Raw genomic sequence first — 15,530 nt, 5'->3', positions numbered from 1 at the left:
ACATGGTCTTTTTTGCTTAACAACAGTCTCTAAATCCCACCTTATTTCCGAGCTGGAAAAGCACGTTTTTCTGTGTCATCTTAACCGGAACTTGTGCAACAAAAGAGGCTAATCATGCCGATAATCAAGCCACGATTTTACCTGCTGATACCACTCATTTTGTCTTTAATGGCATGTGTATCCCCCCCGTCAAAGGTCGTTGAATGGCCAGGAGGCAGATTGACGTTATCAGAAGAGGCGACCACATTCAGTGGCGAAGTTGGACAGAGAACATTTCAGGCGACTATCTCTGCACTGTGGCACGAAGGCGCACACTGGTATGTCATTTATGCCTGCAGCGCTTATGAACAAAACACGGACGCAGAGCGTTTTTCTGTCGGCGAGATAACATCTGAGTCAGCGCCCATCGACACACCTATCACGCTTGATTGTGGCTTAGGGATTACTTTGACTGTGCGACCGTGACTTTTTGGGACAACTATCGTGCAATAGTGGAGGGAGGAAGGGCGAAGGTGAGACCACGCAATACATCATCAACGGAGTCGCCTAAAACAAGATCCCGTATCGAGCACGGGATAACGGATGAAAAGGGTTGGAGTTGTATTCGATAGTAAGACATTTTAAAAGGCTGCTGACTGTTCCAAACATCTAACTGGGCTGAGCACATACACACTAGGTTCATGCCAAATCCCCTTGGTTATATCAGCCCTGAGCCGGCATCTGCTTAACACACAGCCACGCTGTGCCTTTCATTTTTTTCTGCACGAAACGCCTTTTTTACCGCGTTTAATCTCTTGCTCGATCTGCGCTTTAATGTCTTTAACACCCTGGCTGTCAGGATCTAGCTTCAATAATCTTTCTATCGTGCTCAGCGCTTCTTGGTATTTGCCTTGTGCAAACAATAACTGCGCGTTGGTTTCGATGAACACCGGGTGCCCGGGCACTAAATCCAATGCTTTTTGCAGCAGTGCTTCGGCTTCGTCAAGGCGCTTTTGTTGAATCAGTAAATCAGCATAGTTGTTGTACAACGTACAATCGTCAGGGTCTAATGCAATTGCTTCTTTATAGTACAACTCAGCTTCATCCGGCCGGTTGTGATTAGATAACAGGTTCGCATAGTTGTTCAAAGCTGAAATATATTGTGGGTTTAACTCTAATGCCTTTAGGTAATGATGTTCCGCTATGTCAAATAATTCCGCTTTCTCAGATAGCAAAGCGTAGTTATATTGATATTCACAATCATCAGGATCCAAAGTGATAGCATCTTTATAGTAGCGCTCGGCCTCTTGTATTCTGCCATTATCAAATAGTGCATTAGCGTAGTTGTTAAGTAACTCAGGTGATTTAGGTAGTGCCTTCACTGCGAGCAGATAGTGCTCAAGCTTTTCTTCCAAGGTCGACTTATTCTCAGCCTCTAGCGTCCAATCCAACCAGCTTTTATCCTGCTCTTGCTTAGGCTTAGGCAGTAGTTTTGCTTTGATGTCTTCTCCGCCCTCACGAGAGGTATTCAGTACCTGCTCCTGAAGCGTTTGCTTCATATCTTCGGTGTAGCGCTCCAAATCGTTTAGCTGATCATCATGCTTGTAACCCCAGAGGTTACCGATATCCAGCATCAACTGATCCCATTCAGGGGTCGGGACCAGCACACCGTTGTGCTTTTGCATCAGCGCAGCGATGTCGCCATTTGGTTGTCCGCCTGGTTCGTAATAGCACCAAAACGGTCTGCCACTGATGTCCCTTGGTGATAAATCAGATAAAAAGTTCATCAGACTGCCGTCGTTACCGCCATAGCCAATAAAAATGGGGGTATAGAATTTGAAGATATTCTTCAGGGCATCTTCCCAGGGCTTTTTCAGCTGCCCGGTGCCATCCGGGTCATTGATGGGGTCGGTAAACAAGTCACGGTGAATTTTGGCCACCATAGGGCGTCGTGCCAGTGGCTTCAGATACCCAGCTAGGGTTTCGTGACCAATCACATGAGGAGAGCGACGACCGTAAATATACAAAGAGTCGGCGACCAGATTATCGAAGTTGGTGGTGATCACCATGTTGTGGCTGGTTTTGGTCATTATCCAGGCTAGTACGGCATAACCAAAACTCGGACTACCAGCTTCAATGGCCTTTTCCAGCTCTGCGAAGCCAGCCTCATGATCGCCAGAAAAACAACGAGCAAATATCTCGGGATAATGACCAGCCAGGTTATCGGGCTGCCAGTTATCGATTTCCAGCGGGTTCAGCTTAAGCCAGCTGTCAAAGTCAGTCTCGGGCGATACCACCCGATGAAACAGCATTTGCATCCACTCCCTTGCCAGGGGGGCTGCGCCTTTAACACCAGACTGGATCGACGCACCAGCGCCCAGTATAAACACAAAACGCCGGTCTTCCATGGTGTCGTTAATACGCTTTAATTCGTCAAGGAAGCCTTTTAAGGCCCAAACCTGTACTGTTGATGCTTCTCTGTCCATGTTAATTTTTATAAATATTTTTATAACTGGACAAATTGTAACGCGAAAGTGCGACCCCTGAAAGTGATCTGGATCAGTCTCATAGAGGCATTGTCTAATCAGATGCGAGACAAAAACAAACTTCTTCTCAGATAAACAAGATTCAGTCAGTATCTGACAACACTATCGCTTAGGACACACTACCTTTTCAGCTTTCAGGTGATACATTTCAATGTCCGGATGACTGAAAAACCCCACTTCCCAGGGGTTTTTAGAGATAAACAATTCTCTCACCTCATTGAACAAGGCGCTGTCACTTGCTATCTGATGCACCTTTCCTGCGATTATGGAGTAATTCCACTCTACATAGTTTTCAAAGGTAAAACTGGCACGATTGTCGATGGCAAAATAGCACCGATTATCACGCTTCATCAGGCTGGATTTAAAGGTTTGTGGCAAAGTGATAAAAAAGACATCATCATCGGTGCTGGATAAAAACGCCATCACTGTGGTGTGTGGTTGTGATTGCGCTTTAGTGATCAGTACCCCGACTTTGTTGTCGTGTTCCTCATCATCCATTACAGGCGTTGCCGTTAACGGCGTGCATGGCAATGGCGTTTGCACACGCGGATCGTCAGGGAACTCATACTCCGGCGCTCGATATTCCAGTTCCACCGAAATCCCATAATAAACCTGATACTCAATTGGAGAAACGGTTATCTCTGTCTCATTGAGTGCAGTTACCCGGCCTTTATAAGATAAACGATAAACACTCAACTCAGCGTCATATTCGCTAACACCGGTGCGATTATCCAGATGTACCGTGACCAAATCTCCAACCTGCAATGCATGAGTTTCCCTGAGCTGGAGCAGGAGTTGATTGTCATCGTCTATTTGCGCAAAACAGATAAATACATCGATATCGCCAAGGTGTGTTTGGTAGGCCGACGCAACGGCAATCACAGGCGATGGAATAAACTGATTTAATGACGACATAACACTTCCTGAAAATGGGTTAACAGATTGCATTTGGCTGTATAACTCTAGCATATGGGCTTAAAAGCGCGCGCTTTGCAATACTACGCAACCATTCTTTTTTACAGAATGGTAGGTGCGATATTCGCGCATTTTGTTCTCCATGATAGAGCAGTAAAGTAGGGATATCACAGTTTAGGAGCATCACTGCTATGCCATCAATTCGTCGCGGCTCAGAGCGGGGCCTGGTTAATCTGGGCTGGTTGCAAAGCCAGCATACCTTTTCATTTGGTCATTACTACGACCCTAAACATATGGGATTTTCCGTACTACGCGTTATCAATGACGATACAGTGGCGCCGGGTAAGGGATTCGATACCCATGGGCACCGGGATATGGAGATCATTTCTTACGTTATGCAAGGTGCGCTGGAACACAAAGACAGTAAAGGCAATCATCACATTATTCCAGCCGGAGATATTCAGCTGATGAGCGCTGGTACCGGGATCACACATTCCGAGTACAACTATTTTGCGACTGAGCCAACCCGCTTTTTACAGATCTGGATCAGGCCTAACAAAAAGGGGCTCAATCCCAGTTATACACAAGCTACGATTCACCAAAAAGGTCCTCTTACGCCACTTGTGACCCCGGATGGACAGCGCGACTCATTGGTCATCCATCAGGATGCCAGGCTTTATCGTTTGCAGTTATCTTCTGGCGAGACTGTGACCCTGAACGCACCAGGAAGCTGGGGTTATCTGCACCTCATAAAGGGCGCAGCTCAATCCACGCAAACGCACCTTAATGCAGGCGATGCAGTAGGGCTCACAGAAGAAGAGTCTATTGAGCTAACCGCAACGACCCCACTCGAAGCACTGTGGTTTGAATTGCCACCAGATTGAGTTGCGCTCTTGGGCATGATCCCTTAGGGTAGGAAGCCTGCACCTAAAGTACCAACAAGATAATGTGAGTACTTACTGACAGCATTGTACTTTTATCTTGAGGGAATATGGCATGCCATTACATGTGCAATACAATCAATCACAACAACTACAGCATCTGAGTCATTCTTTTAGAGACTACACCGGGCCCGCTCGTTTGCTGCACAGCCAGCTCACCGACAACACAACCTTTTCCGCACTGGGTGGCCATGCCATTGCAAGTAGCGCACTGACTGCAACGCTACTGGATCACCCGGTGCATGATCGTACATCAATGAGCCAGTCGGTCCCTAAAAATACGCAACCTTCGACCCAAACCAGCGCTGAGCCCCGGACCTGCTGGCTCCATTATGAAATATCAGCATCACTTGGCGGCACCACAACGCTGCTCCGCCAGCAAGCAAATCACATATCGGCCAATACGCAGATACAGCTGGCAGCTTGCCTGAGCGCCCGCTCCGGCGACATCATCGCAGATACCCTCGCTGCGCAATTGACCGCTATACCCTGCATTTATTCCCACGAGGACGTCAAATCGCTCAAGCCCGGTGAGTCTCTCGCGCTTGATACTCAGGGTACATTAACAGTCCACACTTCAATAAAATGGAGTGAGTTGCTGTGTCGAAACTTTCATCTGTTCAGCCGCTGGCTAGCACAAGGAGAGCTGCTGGATCTGTCGTTCAATGCCAGTCTGAACGCCAACCTTGAGGTCTCCATCGAGGGAGGTTACCAGGTGATATTTGTCCGACCTGTCGACACACCTCATATACTGCGCCTTAGCTATGTCAAATCGACCGCAAACAATACACAAAATACTGTCAATGCCTGTATCACTGCAAAACTGAGTAACCCAAAAGCGTTTCAAGTCGCATACACGGCTATGGTGCAGGCTATCTTTCAACGCTCTACGGAAGAGGTTGATGCACTGACAGCACACTTACCTCCAAATACATTACCAAATCAACTGCTCCCCGTTGCGACAGCGCTCTTGAAACGACTGGGGCTGGACAAACTCGAAGAACTAAAACCGCGTATCAAAGAAATTCAGCAGAGCCTGGAAACCTCTATCTGCACAGCCGCTCAATCAGGTGTTGAGCTAAGCTTCTACTACCATTACCATCGCGTGCAGATGCATCAGGCACTTTTGCAACTGACAGTGTGCGACGACGCACTCACACCGGCATTGCATGAAGCCACAGTGACCGGCACACTGATGAGTCAACTGGACACACACCTGAAACAGGTGAACGTTGAGCAGTTTTTCAATCAGCGTATAACACAGCTACATCACACCTGGGGTTTTCACTTCAACGTCTTTTCCTGGCAGGCGATGAGCCGCGAAGATGCCAAGTTTCATGTTGTCACTCAAGAAAATGTTTATGGTGATGTCAAGCTAGCTGGTCAAGGCCAGCGATGTTATCAGGACCAGGTGGGCGAAGAGAAACGTCAGTTTTATCTCGACTTTGAAGCGGCCATGCCGACCTTTAAAGCACCAGATCAAGTTTCAATGCGGGACTTCAATCTGGCGCTGACCCTGTCACATAGCACACGTCAGGCCAGCCTGAGTGAACAAGCTGCTTGTCAGCTTGCTGATGAGTTAGCGGTCTGGGGACTCATTCCACCCGGTGAAGTCGATACCCTTGCCGGGCAACTCTATCGCAAGCTCAAAGCGCAGCAAGACATTCAGATCACATTGACACTCACCCTACCTTGTGATGTGTTTCGTGACTTACTGCCAATACTGGCAGACGCGAACCCGGCCCGGTTGTCGGAAGCACTGGCAGCGGCTTTGCCCCGTCATCTTCAGATGCCTAATTGCCGGGCCAACCCATTATTAAGAAGCGCTTTTTATGCACCAGCCTTTGCGCACTATCTCAGTGCCGACGAGTCAGACGCCGATACCCTGATTGAGCTTGCAGTCACACGTTTGAGACAACTCAGACAATATGAAAGCGCACATAAAGAACGAAACTGGCGCAGAAAACCGGGCCCGACACTTGCCAGAGTGATACACATGCACCCGGATTTAAAGGCAGACCTGGACAATCTGATAACAGGTATGCACAAGCTCAGTGGGCACGACAAGCTCAACGGTGACCCTGATGTACTAACAGCCATTTACCATTTATTCGATGATATGGGGGCGCAACACTTTTATATGCGCTTTTTCGCATACTATCTGCAGCTAAGCGTGACTGAGTTGGGTTACCAGCACGCTGCGCTGCAAGCCACGGGGTTGATTGAATTTGGCCCATCAACCACAAGACAAGCCTGGTTGCTGTCAGGTGTTGCGCCAATGCCTCGTTCTCTGTGACCGGCACATTGACAAAATCAGCAATGTATCTCAACCAAGCATACGATTATTTTGTAGGCAGTGCCCGGTATCCGGGTAATTGCTCAAAGCGCGCCAACCAGTCAAGTACGCGCGGAAAATCACGCAGGCTTGGCTCAAGTCTGGCAATCAGCGCAGTATAACTGTACAAGGCAATGTCAGCCAAAGTCGGGGTTCCCCCGGCAAGCCAGGGGCTTTGCTCAAGCTGGGTGCTTAAAAGTGAAAATAACCTTAACGTCTGCTGCATCGCGTGCGCCTCATTGCCGGGCTTCCCAAGCACCCGGATCCCACGCAGCGCCACGGGACCGGTACACAACTCACCGGCAGACAGGGCAAACCATCGCTGGATCTCAACCTGAGTAGTCAGGTCAGTTGGATACCAGACTCTTGCAGGATCATATTGCCGGGCAAGATAAAACAAAATGGCATGAGAGTCGGTGATAACCGTGTCCCCATCCACCAACACAGGTATCTTGGCAGCCGGGTTGAATTGTATAAACGACTCAGACAGGTGTTCACCGGATTTTATATCAACGGTCACAGTCTCTATGCTCAGACCCAGCATTGACGCAAGTGTGAGCACTTTATGGCTGTGCCCGGACAGTGGAAAATAGTAAAGCTGAAGATGACTCATAATAGCAACCAAATGCTCCTTATCGTGGTATTGGTCAATCATTAAACACCAAATGTCCAACAGAATAAAATGAAGAATATTGTTGACTGACTGTGGGTTATTAATTCAATGGCTGTTTTTTCGCTCAGCGTTTAAAGTGCACGCTTACAATGCTCACTCATCAGATCAATAAAGCATCGGATCTTGGCCGGGACATATCCACCGGGCCGATAAACAGCATGCACAGGAAACCCCTCCAGCTGATAATCCGCTAACAAGGCCACCAACTTGCCACTGTTCAGCGCCTCTTTGAATGCCCATCTTGGTCCCAGGTGCACCCCTTTACCAGCAAGTACAAGCTGCCTGACAGCAGATACACTGTTCACTGTAAACCCCCCTGACACTTTGACTTGGATGGCTTTTGTGCCTTTTAGCACTCTCACCTGCGCGTTACCCTGAGCGCGGGAATAAAACACAAACTGACACCGTTCAAGCATCGACGGCTCATTAATTTCTCCCACCCGGGCAAGATAATCCGGACTGGCAACCAACACCCGCTCGGCCATGCCCAGACCTCGGCAGATCAGGGCCGAATCCGACAACACACCAATACGGACCGCCACGTCGATGCCATTTGCAGTCAGGTCTTCAAAATGGCTCCCCAGCAGTAACTCGACCTTAAGATTGTCGTAAGTCGTCTGCATCTGACTGAGTACAGGCACGACAAATTGATTACCAAAATCGACCGGTGCAGCAATAGTCAGAGTCCCACTGGGCTGATCCTGCAACCCCCGCAGACGATTTTCTAATTCTATCTGCTGCTCCGAAATATGTTTTAGCCCCTGAAAATACACTAATCCGGCTTCAGTCGGCTGGGATCGCACCGTAGAGCGGTTAATCAGTTTAATACCCAAGTGCTGCTCCAATGCCGCCACCTTGCGACTCACCGAAGAAGGGTCTGTGTTGAGTTGCTCGGCAGCACCTTTCAAACTGCCAGCTTCTATGACCTTGAGGAATGTCAGCTCATTTGTGTTCATTACTTTTTGCATTTTTCGCAATTAATAAATGAAAATTTATGGGATACCTGAAATAAACGCAAGCGACTAAGCTTACTTTCGTCAACTAATCCAACAGGAGTAAGCATTATGTCCACCTCAAGCACACTTTTCGATTTGACCGACAAAGTCGCTATTGTCACTGGCTCAGCGCGTAATATGGGCCGAGCCTTTGCCATTTCACTGGCCGAACGAGGCGCGAATGTTGTGGTGCATTATCATAGTGATGCATCGCTGAGTGACGCACAGCAGACCGCAGCCGAGATCACTCAGATTGGCAGGCAGGCACTTGTGGTTCAGGGCGATCTGAGCCAGGAAAGCCAGGTTCTTGCGCTCTACAGCCAAACATTGGAAACCTTCGGCCGAGTAGACATTGTGATCAACAACGCCGGTAAAGTGCTGAAAAAAGCCATCGCGGATATCTCAGAGCAAGATTACGACCAGCTGTTTGCCATTAACACCAAGGCCCCATTCCTCATGATGAAGCACGCAGCCCGACATATTCAGGATCAGGGTCGTATTATCAATATGGGCACCTCTTTACTCGGCGCGTTTACCGGCCTGTACGGCGCTTATGCCGGTGCCAAAGCGCCGTTGGAAGACTTTACCCGGGCACTGGCAAAGGAAATTGGTAGCCGCGGCGTCACTGTCAACGTCGTAGCACCAGGCCCAATAGATACCGCATTTTTTCATGGCGAGGAAAATGCGCAATCAGTGGCCTATCTAAGCGCAGCCAGTGTCCTGAATCGCCTGGGTAACGTCGACGATGTAGTGCCCATGATTGACTTTCTGGTCAGTGAAGAAGCACGCTGGATAACTGGCCAGACTTTATTTGTCAACGGGGGGTTCGTTACCCGCTAAAATCGATATGACCAGCTCAGGCGCAGATTGCGCGGCGCCTGAATATACTTTACAGGAGACACGCCCCGGGCATTGCCATGGTAATAGGTCTTGTCGAATAAATTTTCGACATACAACCCCAGGGTGCTCTCCCCTTGTGTATAAGTCAGGTTCATATTGAGAGTTGTCCAGGCTGGTATTGTAACGACTTCAGTGCCGCTTTGTTGAAAACGGTTGGCTTCGGTCAGGACTTTATCCCAGTGATCAACAAAAGCTGAGACCTGCCAGTGCTGATCCAGGGTGTAACCCAGCCCCAGCTTGACCTTATAGCTAGGTACATCCAATCTGACCGATTGCGTCGCCACCTGGGTTTTATCCGGCGAAATATAACGCAGCGCCAGTTGTCCGTGCCAGCGCGATGCCTGCCAACGCAATTGGTTTTCCCAACCTGAGACTCTGTGTTCTCCTGCCACTATAGTGCGCCAAATCTGGGTATTGGGGTCCTGTACTTTTTGATAGAAATTCTTCGCCTGCATACTATACAGAGCTGAAATATTGGCGAATTCAATCTCACGCCAGCGAAATTTTTGGCTCCAGTTAAGCTCGTACATCTGCATACTTTGAGACTCAATTTCATCATCAACCACCAGGTCAAATTCAAAAATCGTTGGTGGTCGAAACGCTTTACCGTAAGTCAATTTGATTGCCTGATCGACATTGGGCTGATAAACCATGCTGATCCGGGGTAGCCAGCTGGCATTGGTGTAATCCTGGCGATGGTATCTGAGCCCGGCATTGACCTTAAGTGTGCGTTCGCCAAAGCGCCATAGCCTGGAATATTGCCCAAACACAGCATGCTTATCCGAGCGTTCCTTGTCCGTTGGCCAGGAGTCTGGGGTGACCAATTTAACGCCGTCTTCAGTTTGCCTGTATTTGATTTTACGGCCAATTTTGGTACGCCAGCCATCATACCCCAGTATCCAGTCCTGATCGGAGCTTGCCTGATAGGCCCATTGGGTATTGAGCCGAATTCTGTCCGACGGGCCGATATCTTCGCGCTCTGTATATAACACCAACGCTTCGTAGCGGCTTGCCTGAGCAGCGTTATCAACACTCAAGCGGTATTTCTCTTTGTATTCCCGAAAATAGCTTAGCTCCACATTACCCGACCAGTTTGCCGACGGTTGCATGTGCTTACCCAGATAGTAGCTACTATAACCGCGATAAGCATCATCGCCGGTAATATAATCGAAAGCCACCGCTTCTATACCACTTACGTTGGTTGTGCGGGTGAGGTTATTGCCAAAGTAAAACCAGGGAGTGCTGAGTCGGCTGTCCAGCGTGATATTTTTCTCACGATTGCGAAAATCATTCGGGTCATGGTTTCTTAACCCATCTTTGCTGTTTCGACTAAACGCTTCATCATCGACGATAAATTCTCGTATTTCACGATAATCCAGATCGCTTTCAAAATAACTGGCCGATACCGCCAGCTCGATCTCGCCTTGTTGAAAATGAAGCAAGCCGTGTCCGTGGCGTGTACCCACCTCACCAACCACTAGAGAGACTTCATTGACCTCACTTTCCAAACGAGTGATCACATTAATCACCCCTTGAGTTGCATTACCGCCGTACAAGGTGGAGTTTGGCCCTTGCAAAATTTCAACACGCTCAATTCTGGCGCTGGGAAAGTTATTCATAATAAAGGCTTCGTTAGCCAGCAGATTTTGTACTTCCCGCCCATCAATAAGCATCAAAGTCCCCGACATATTGCCGGTAAAACCTCTCTGCCCGCCTGGCAACCAGGCCCATTGATAGAAATAATCCATATTGGGTACTGAGGTGAGGATCTCTTTTAAGTCGCGCCAGCCATAACGCTCTATATCCGAACGACTGATCACATATACTGTGCCGGATGACGCCAGCCAGGTTTCGCTTTTACGTGCCGCAACGGTCACATCCTGACTGAGCAGCTCTTCAAACGACATTGCAAATACCGATCCCTCTTGCTCCTGTCCTACAGCCAGCGAACAGGGCAATATCGTGAAGAAAAACAAAGAAATAACTAATCGAGTCATATACTACTTACTGAACAAAGCGCCTTTGCCAAGTATAGCTAAGCATTTTGACTTTTGAGTGAAACCTAACAGAGCACAATGAACCTTATATAAATCATATTTTACGTATGACTTTTGCAACCGACGCAACACAAGTTATATCGATTTCAGAAATCCAGCTCGTTATTTAAACCATCAACGTTGGATTTCCGAGCAAGATAAAAGCAATTTAGGAGCAAGTTCAACTTATACTGAGAAATCAATATTCCAATAAATTTCATAGACATAAAACCGATTCAATGACAAAACCAATACCAGTTACAAAATGTCAACCTTGATATTAATCTTTGTTCACCTTAAAATTTATTTTTATTGAACGATCAATTAATAAAAACATGCCCAAAGTCGGAATGGAACCTGTGCGTCGCCAGCAGCTGATTGAGGCGACTTTGCAGTCAGTAGCTGAGCTTGGATTACAGGCCACCACAATCAACAGTATCAGTAAGAAGGCAGGCATGTCTTCGGGGATCATTAGCCACTATTTTGGTGGTAAACAAGGTCTCATAGAAGCCACAGTGCGCTATCTGCTGAGCAGTCTGCAACGCAGCTTATTGCAACGCACAGCTCAGGGATGCAAGCCTGAGCAACGCCTGATGTTTATTGTCGAAGCCAACTTTGCCGTGGTGCAACAACAGCGAGACACCACCCGCACCTGGTTGAGCTTTTGGGCGCATTCCATGCACGATGCTGAATTACATCGCTTACAACGCGTCAATGCTCGCCGACTTTACAGCAATTTGTTGTACTCGTTTAAACAATTAATGGCCCCAGCCAAAGCGCGCGAAGCCGCAGAGCTGAGTGCCGCTATGATCGACGGCCTGTGGCTCAGAGCCGTTCTCAATAAAGCCGATGATGCGCAGTTTGATAGCGCGCAGGATCTGGCCAAGCGTTATATCCAATCCCTCATCCAACAATTTGGAGTCTAATATGTCCACACCTGTCTACCAGAACTTTATTCACGGCCGCTATCTTGCCAACCAGACCGGCGAGCAGTTTGCGGTAAAAAACCCCGCGACCAACGAAGTCATTTATCACGTTGAAGTGGCCAATGCGCACATTCAAAAAGCGGCCATCGACAGTGCCAAAGCCGGGTTTGCGCAGTGGTCTGCCATGGCACCCATTGAGCGCAGCAGAATTCTGAATAAAGCAGTGGCACTATTACGTGAACGTAATGATGAACTGGCTAAAATTGAGGTGCTGGATACAGGTAAACCCTGGCAAGAAGCCGAGTGCGTTGACATTCAAACCGGTGCTGACGTAATCGAGTATTTTGCTGGGCTGGCGCCTGCGCAGGTTGGCCAGCAACAGATGGTCGGCAATGATTTTTACTACACCCGCAAAGAGCCGTTAGGAATTTGCGCGGGTATCGGTGCCTGGAACTACCCACTGCAAATTGCTTGCTGGAAATCCGGCCCAGCACTGGCGGCAGGTAATGCCTTGATCTTTAAACCGTCTGAAGAAACCCCGCTGGGTGCACTGAAGCTGGCCGAGATTTTTATCGAGGCCGGTATGCCAGCTGGTGTCTTTAACGTTGTACAAGGCGCTGCTGAAGTTGGGCAATGGCTCACGCTGCATCCGGAAATTGAAAAAGTGTCATTCACCGGTGAAGTGGGCACAGGTAAAAAAGTCATGCAAAGTGCGGCTTCTAACCTTAAAGACGTGACTATGGAACTGGGCGGTAAGTCGCCGCTATTGGTGTTTGATGATGCCGATATCGAGCAGGCAGTCAGTGCTGCCATGTTAGGCAACTTCTACACACAGGGCGAGATCTGCACCAACTGCACACGTGTTTATGTTCAGCGCGGGGTGTATGAGCAGTTTCTTGAGCAACTCAAGACTCGCACAGAGCAAAATATCATTGCCGGCGATCCACTTAATCCCGAAGTAAACCTGGGCGCCTTGATCTCGAAAAAACATCAGCAGCTGGTGCTGGATTACATTGAGCAAGGCAAGCAAGAAGGGGCCATTGTGCTTACCGGCGGTCATGCCTTGAGCCCTGCATCAGCGCCTAACGGCTACTTTGTCGCACCGACCATCTTCACTGACTGTCATGAGGACATGACCATAGTTCGCGAAGAGATCTTTGGTCCGGTGATGTGCGTCATGGTGTTCGATGACGAACAAGAAGCGATTGAACGCGCTAACAACACCCATTTAGGCCTCGCTGCTGGTGTGTTTAGCCGTGATATTCAACGTGCACACCGGGTTATCCACCAACTGCAAGCCGGTATTACCTGGATCAATGCCTATGGTAATTCTCCTGCCGAAATGCCAGTTGGGGGATATAAACAATCCGGTATTGGCCGCGAAAATGGTATCGAAACACTGGATCACTACACCCAGACCAAGTCTGTTTACGTCGGTATGAGCCAAATCGAAAGCCCATTTTAAGCAAAGGAGCCAGACTATGAAAAAAGTATTCGACTACATCATTGTCGGAGCTGGCTCAGCAGGCTGTGTACTGGCAAATAGACTGTCTGCTAATCCACAACACCGGGTTTTACTACTAGAAACCGGTGGCAGTGACAAAAGCATCTTTATTCAGATGCCCACGGCATTGTCAATTCCGATGAACACCGACAAATACGCCTGGCAGTTTCATACTGAGCCCGAGCCTTATCTGGACAACCGGGTCATGCATTGCCCACGCGGCAAGGTACTCGGTGGTTCGTCGTCTATCAATGGCATGGTATATGTACGTGGCCACGCCAAAGATTTCGATGAATGGCAGCAGCACGGTGCACAGGGCTGGGATTATCAGGCCTGCCTGCCTTACTTTAAGCGTGCTGAAAGCTGGTATCTGGGCGACGACCCTTATCGTGGCAATGATGGTCCATTGGGTACCAACAATGGTAATGAAATGGCCAACCCGCTGTATCGCGCATTTATCGAAGCCGGTGCACAAGCAGGATATGCCACCACACAAGATTACAATGGTGAGCAGCAAGAAGGTTTTGGTCCCATGCATATGACGGTTAAAGATGGCCGTCGCTGCTCCGCCAGCCGTGCCTACCTTGACCCTGTAAAGGGGCGTGACAATCTGACAATCGTAACTGGCGCTCTGGTACATAAAGTACTGCTGGAAGGTAAGCGCGCTGTTGGGGTCGAGTACCAATGCAAAGGTAAAATCCACAGCGCCAGTGCCGAACGCCGCGTCATTTTAAGTGCCGGTCCAATTGGCTCGCCTCACTTGTTGCAGTTGTCGGGCATCGGCGATCAGGCAACTTTGCAGGCCGCCGGTGTTGAGGTTAAGCACCACCTGCCAGGTGTCGGTAAGAACTTGCAGGATCATCTGGAGTTTTATTTCCAGTATAAGTGTAAGCAGCCCATCACACTGAATGGCAAACTGGACTGGTTCTCCAAAGGCTTGATCGGCGCTCGCTGGCTCCTAAATAAATCAGGTCTTGGCGCTACCAACCATTTTGAGTCCTGTGCTTTTATCCGCTCAAAAGCAGGCGTAGAGTGGCCAGATCTGCAATATCACTTTTTACCCGCAGCCATTCGCTACGACGGCAAAAGTGCATTTGACGGACACGGTTTCCAGGTGCATATCGGCCATAACAAGCCAAAAAGCCGCGGTGAGGTCACCCTTAAATCAGCCGACCCCACACAGGCGCCTAAGATCCAATTTAACTACCTGGCCCATCAGGATGATATTGAAGGCTTCCGGGCGTGTGTCCGACTCACTCGTGAGATCATTGAACAACCAGCGTTTGATGCTTATCGCGATGGTGAAATTCAGCCAGGAAAAGGCGTGCAGAGCGACGCAGAAATCGATGCCTTTGTACGCCAGGCAGTCGAAAGCGCCTATCACCCGTCCTGCTCATGCAAAATGGGTGAAGATGACATGGCCGTGGTGGATTCAAACACCCAGGTACATGGTATTGATGGCCTGAATGTGGTGGATTCATCTATCTTCCCGACAATCCCGAACGGCAACCTCAACGCGCCAACCATTATGGTCGCAGAGAAAGCCGCAGACATTATTCTGGGCCTGCCAGCCCTTAAAGCAAACAACGCTCAGGTTGCCATTGCAAGACAATGGCAGACAGTACAACGCAGCACGGAGATTTAACAAAGCCACCTGCGGCCCAACCGGGCCGTGGGATCTGCAGTGGTGCGCGATACAAATTGGTTGTATCGGGTTAATGCGGAAACATAAAAAAACGGAGAGACAATGAGTTATTTTTACTTATTTTGGGAGGGTGAC

The 15,530-nt window shown here is 48.8% G+C and carries 12 protein-coding genes; 7 read left to right on the top strand and 5 right to left on the bottom strand.

Going from position 1 to position 15,530, the window contains the following annotated elements; translation table 11 throughout:
- Nucleotides 1-219 precede the first annotated feature (219 nt).
- Nucleotides 220-465, top strand: a complete 246-nt coding sequence (locus MHN31_RS07390; RefSeq protein ID WP_138537081.1) for a hypothetical protein — start codon at nucleotides 220-222, stop codon at nucleotides 463-465.
- 284 nt (nucleotides 466-749) lie between these two features.
- Here the strand turns inward: MHN31_RS07390 and MHN31_RS07385 are convergent, their stop codons facing one another.
- A complete protein-coding gene (locus tag MHN31_RS07385; protein ID WP_239443919.1) occupies nucleotides 750-2,465 on the bottom strand; it encodes a tetratricopeptide repeat protein in 1,716 nt (571 codons plus the stop codon).
- Nucleotides 2,466-2,627: 162 nt separating this feature from the next.
- Entirely contained in the window at nucleotides 2,628-3,440 is an 813-nt protein-coding gene (locus MHN31_RS07380; RefSeq protein WP_239443918.1) for a hypothetical protein, read from the bottom strand.
- 191 nt (nucleotides 3,441-3,631) lie between these two features.
- Between MHN31_RS07380 and MHN31_RS07375 the strand changes: the two genes are divergently transcribed.
- Nucleotides 3,632-4,324: a pirin family protein gene (locus MHN31_RS07375; protein WP_239443917.1), complete on the top strand. Its 693-nt coding sequence runs from the start codon at nucleotides 3,632-3,634 to the stop codon at nucleotides 4,322-4,324.
- A 112-nt stretch (nucleotides 4,325-4,436) separates the two neighbouring features.
- The gene (locus MHN31_RS07370; protein WP_239443916.1) at nucleotides 4,437-6,677 is read left to right on the top strand and encodes a hypothetical protein; all 2,241 of its coding nucleotides are present in this window, start codon (nucleotides 4,437-4,439) and stop codon (nucleotides 6,675-6,677) included.
- A 46-nt stretch (nucleotides 6,678-6,723) separates the two neighbouring features.
- Here MHN31_RS07370 and MHN31_RS07365 read toward each other — a convergent pair whose 3' ends face one another.
- Together MHN31_RS07365 and MHN31_RS07360 are read right to left on the bottom strand one after the other, a co-directional pair.
- The gene (locus MHN31_RS07365; protein ID WP_239443915.1) at nucleotides 6,724-7,371 is read right to left on the bottom strand and encodes a glutathione S-transferase family protein; all 648 of its coding nucleotides are present in this window, start codon (nucleotides 7,369-7,371) and stop codon (nucleotides 6,724-6,726) included.
- Nucleotides 7,372-7,460: 89 nt separating this feature from the next.
- Nucleotides 7,461-8,345 carry a LysR family transcriptional regulator gene (locus tag MHN31_RS07360; RefSeq protein WP_239443914.1) on the bottom strand — a complete coding sequence of 295 codons (885 nt, stop codon included), beginning with the start codon at nucleotides 8,343-8,345 and terminating at the stop codon, nucleotides 7,461-7,463.
- A gap of 108 nt (nucleotides 8,346-8,453) precedes the next feature.
- Between MHN31_RS07360 and MHN31_RS07355 the strand changes: the two genes are divergently transcribed.
- Nucleotides 8,454-9,224, top strand: a complete 771-nt coding sequence (locus tag MHN31_RS07355) for an SDR family oxidoreductase (RefSeq protein WP_125560441.1) — start codon at nucleotides 8,454-8,456, stop codon at nucleotides 9,222-9,224.
- Here the strand turns inward: MHN31_RS07355 and MHN31_RS07350 are convergent.
- The gene (locus MHN31_RS07350) at nucleotides 9,221-11,281 is read right to left on the bottom strand and encodes a TonB-dependent receptor (protein WP_239443913.1); all 2,061 of its coding nucleotides are present in this window, start codon (nucleotides 11,279-11,281) and stop codon (nucleotides 9,221-9,223) included. The genes MHN31_RS07355 and MHN31_RS07350 overlap by 4 nt on opposite strands.
- Nucleotides 11,282-11,655: 374 nt before the next feature.
- Here MHN31_RS07350 and betI point away from each other — a divergent pair, with 374 nt between their 5' ends.
- Genes betI through betA form a run of 3 tightly spaced genes read left to right on the top strand, consistent with a single transcriptional unit; the run spans nucleotide 11,656 to nucleotide 15,395 of the window.
- Complete coding sequence (gene betI, locus MHN31_RS07345; RefSeq protein ID WP_125560437.1) at nucleotides 11,656-12,246, top strand: transcriptional regulator BetI; 591 nt, start codon at nucleotides 11,656-11,658, stop codon at nucleotides 12,244-12,246.
- Between the two features lies 1 nt (nucleotide 12,247).
- Nucleotides 12,248-13,711 (top strand): betaine-aldehyde dehydrogenase, encoded by a 1,464-nt coding sequence (gene betB / locus MHN31_RS07340; RefSeq protein WP_239443912.1) that lies wholly within the window; start codon nucleotides 12,248-12,250, stop codon nucleotides 13,709-13,711.
- 16 nt (nucleotides 13,712-13,727) lie between these two features.
- Complete coding sequence (gene betA / locus MHN31_RS07335; RefSeq protein ID WP_239443911.1) at nucleotides 13,728-15,395, top strand: choline dehydrogenase; 1,668 nt, start codon at nucleotides 13,728-13,730, stop codon at nucleotides 15,393-15,395.
- Nucleotides 15,396-15,530: the final 135 nt, after the last annotated feature.

The sequence above is a fragment of the Pseudoalteromonas sp. McH1-42 genome, from assembly GCF_022347845.1.
Classification (GTDB): Bacteria; Pseudomonadota; Gammaproteobacteria; order Enterobacterales; family Alteromonadaceae; genus Pseudoalteromonas; species Pseudoalteromonas rubra_D.
The sequence above is the reverse complement of the archived record's forward strand: the minus strand, read 5'-3'. Positions and strand labels throughout refer to the sequence as shown.

Bases quoted from the DNA above. Each gene is read 5' to 3' on its own strand.
- MHN31_RS07385 (WP_239443919.1), bottom strand. From the start codon at position 2,465: ATGGACAGAGAAGCATCAACAGTACAGGTTTGGGCCTTAAAAGGCTTC.
- MHN31_RS07380 (WP_239443918.1), bottom strand. From the start codon at position 3,440: ATGTCGTCATTAAATCAGTTTATTCCATCGCCTGTGATTGCCGTTGCG.
- MHN31_RS07375 (WP_239443917.1), top strand. From the start codon at position 3,632: ATGCCATCAATTCGTCGCGGCTCAGAGCGGGGCCTGGTTAATCTGGGC.
- MHN31_RS07370 (WP_239443916.1), top strand. From the start codon at position 4,437: ATGCCATTACATGTGCAATACAATCAATCACAACAACTACAGCATCTG.
- MHN31_RS07365 (WP_239443915.1), bottom strand. From the start codon at position 7,371: ATGATTGACCAATACCACGATAAGGAGCATTTGGTTGCTATTATGAGT.
- MHN31_RS07360 (WP_239443914.1), bottom strand. From the start codon at position 8,345: ATGAACACAAATGAGCTGACATTCCTCAAGGTCATAGAAGCTGGCAGT.
- MHN31_RS07355 (WP_125560441.1), top strand. From the start codon at position 8,454: ATGTCCACCTCAAGCACACTTTTCGATTTGACCGACAAAGTCGCTATT.
- MHN31_RS07350 (WP_239443913.1), bottom strand. From the start codon at position 11,281: ATGACTCGATTAGTTATTTCTTTGTTTTTCTTCACGATATTGCCCTGT.
- betI (WP_125560437.1), top strand. From the start codon at position 11,656: ATGCCCAAAGTCGGAATGGAACCTGTGCGTCGCCAGCAGCTGATTGAG.
- betB (WP_239443912.1), top strand. From the start codon at position 12,248: ATGTCCACACCTGTCTACCAGAACTTTATTCACGGCCGCTATCTTGCC.
- betA (WP_239443911.1), top strand. From the start codon at position 13,728: ATGAAAAAAGTATTCGACTACATCATTGTCGGAGCTGGCTCAGCAGGC.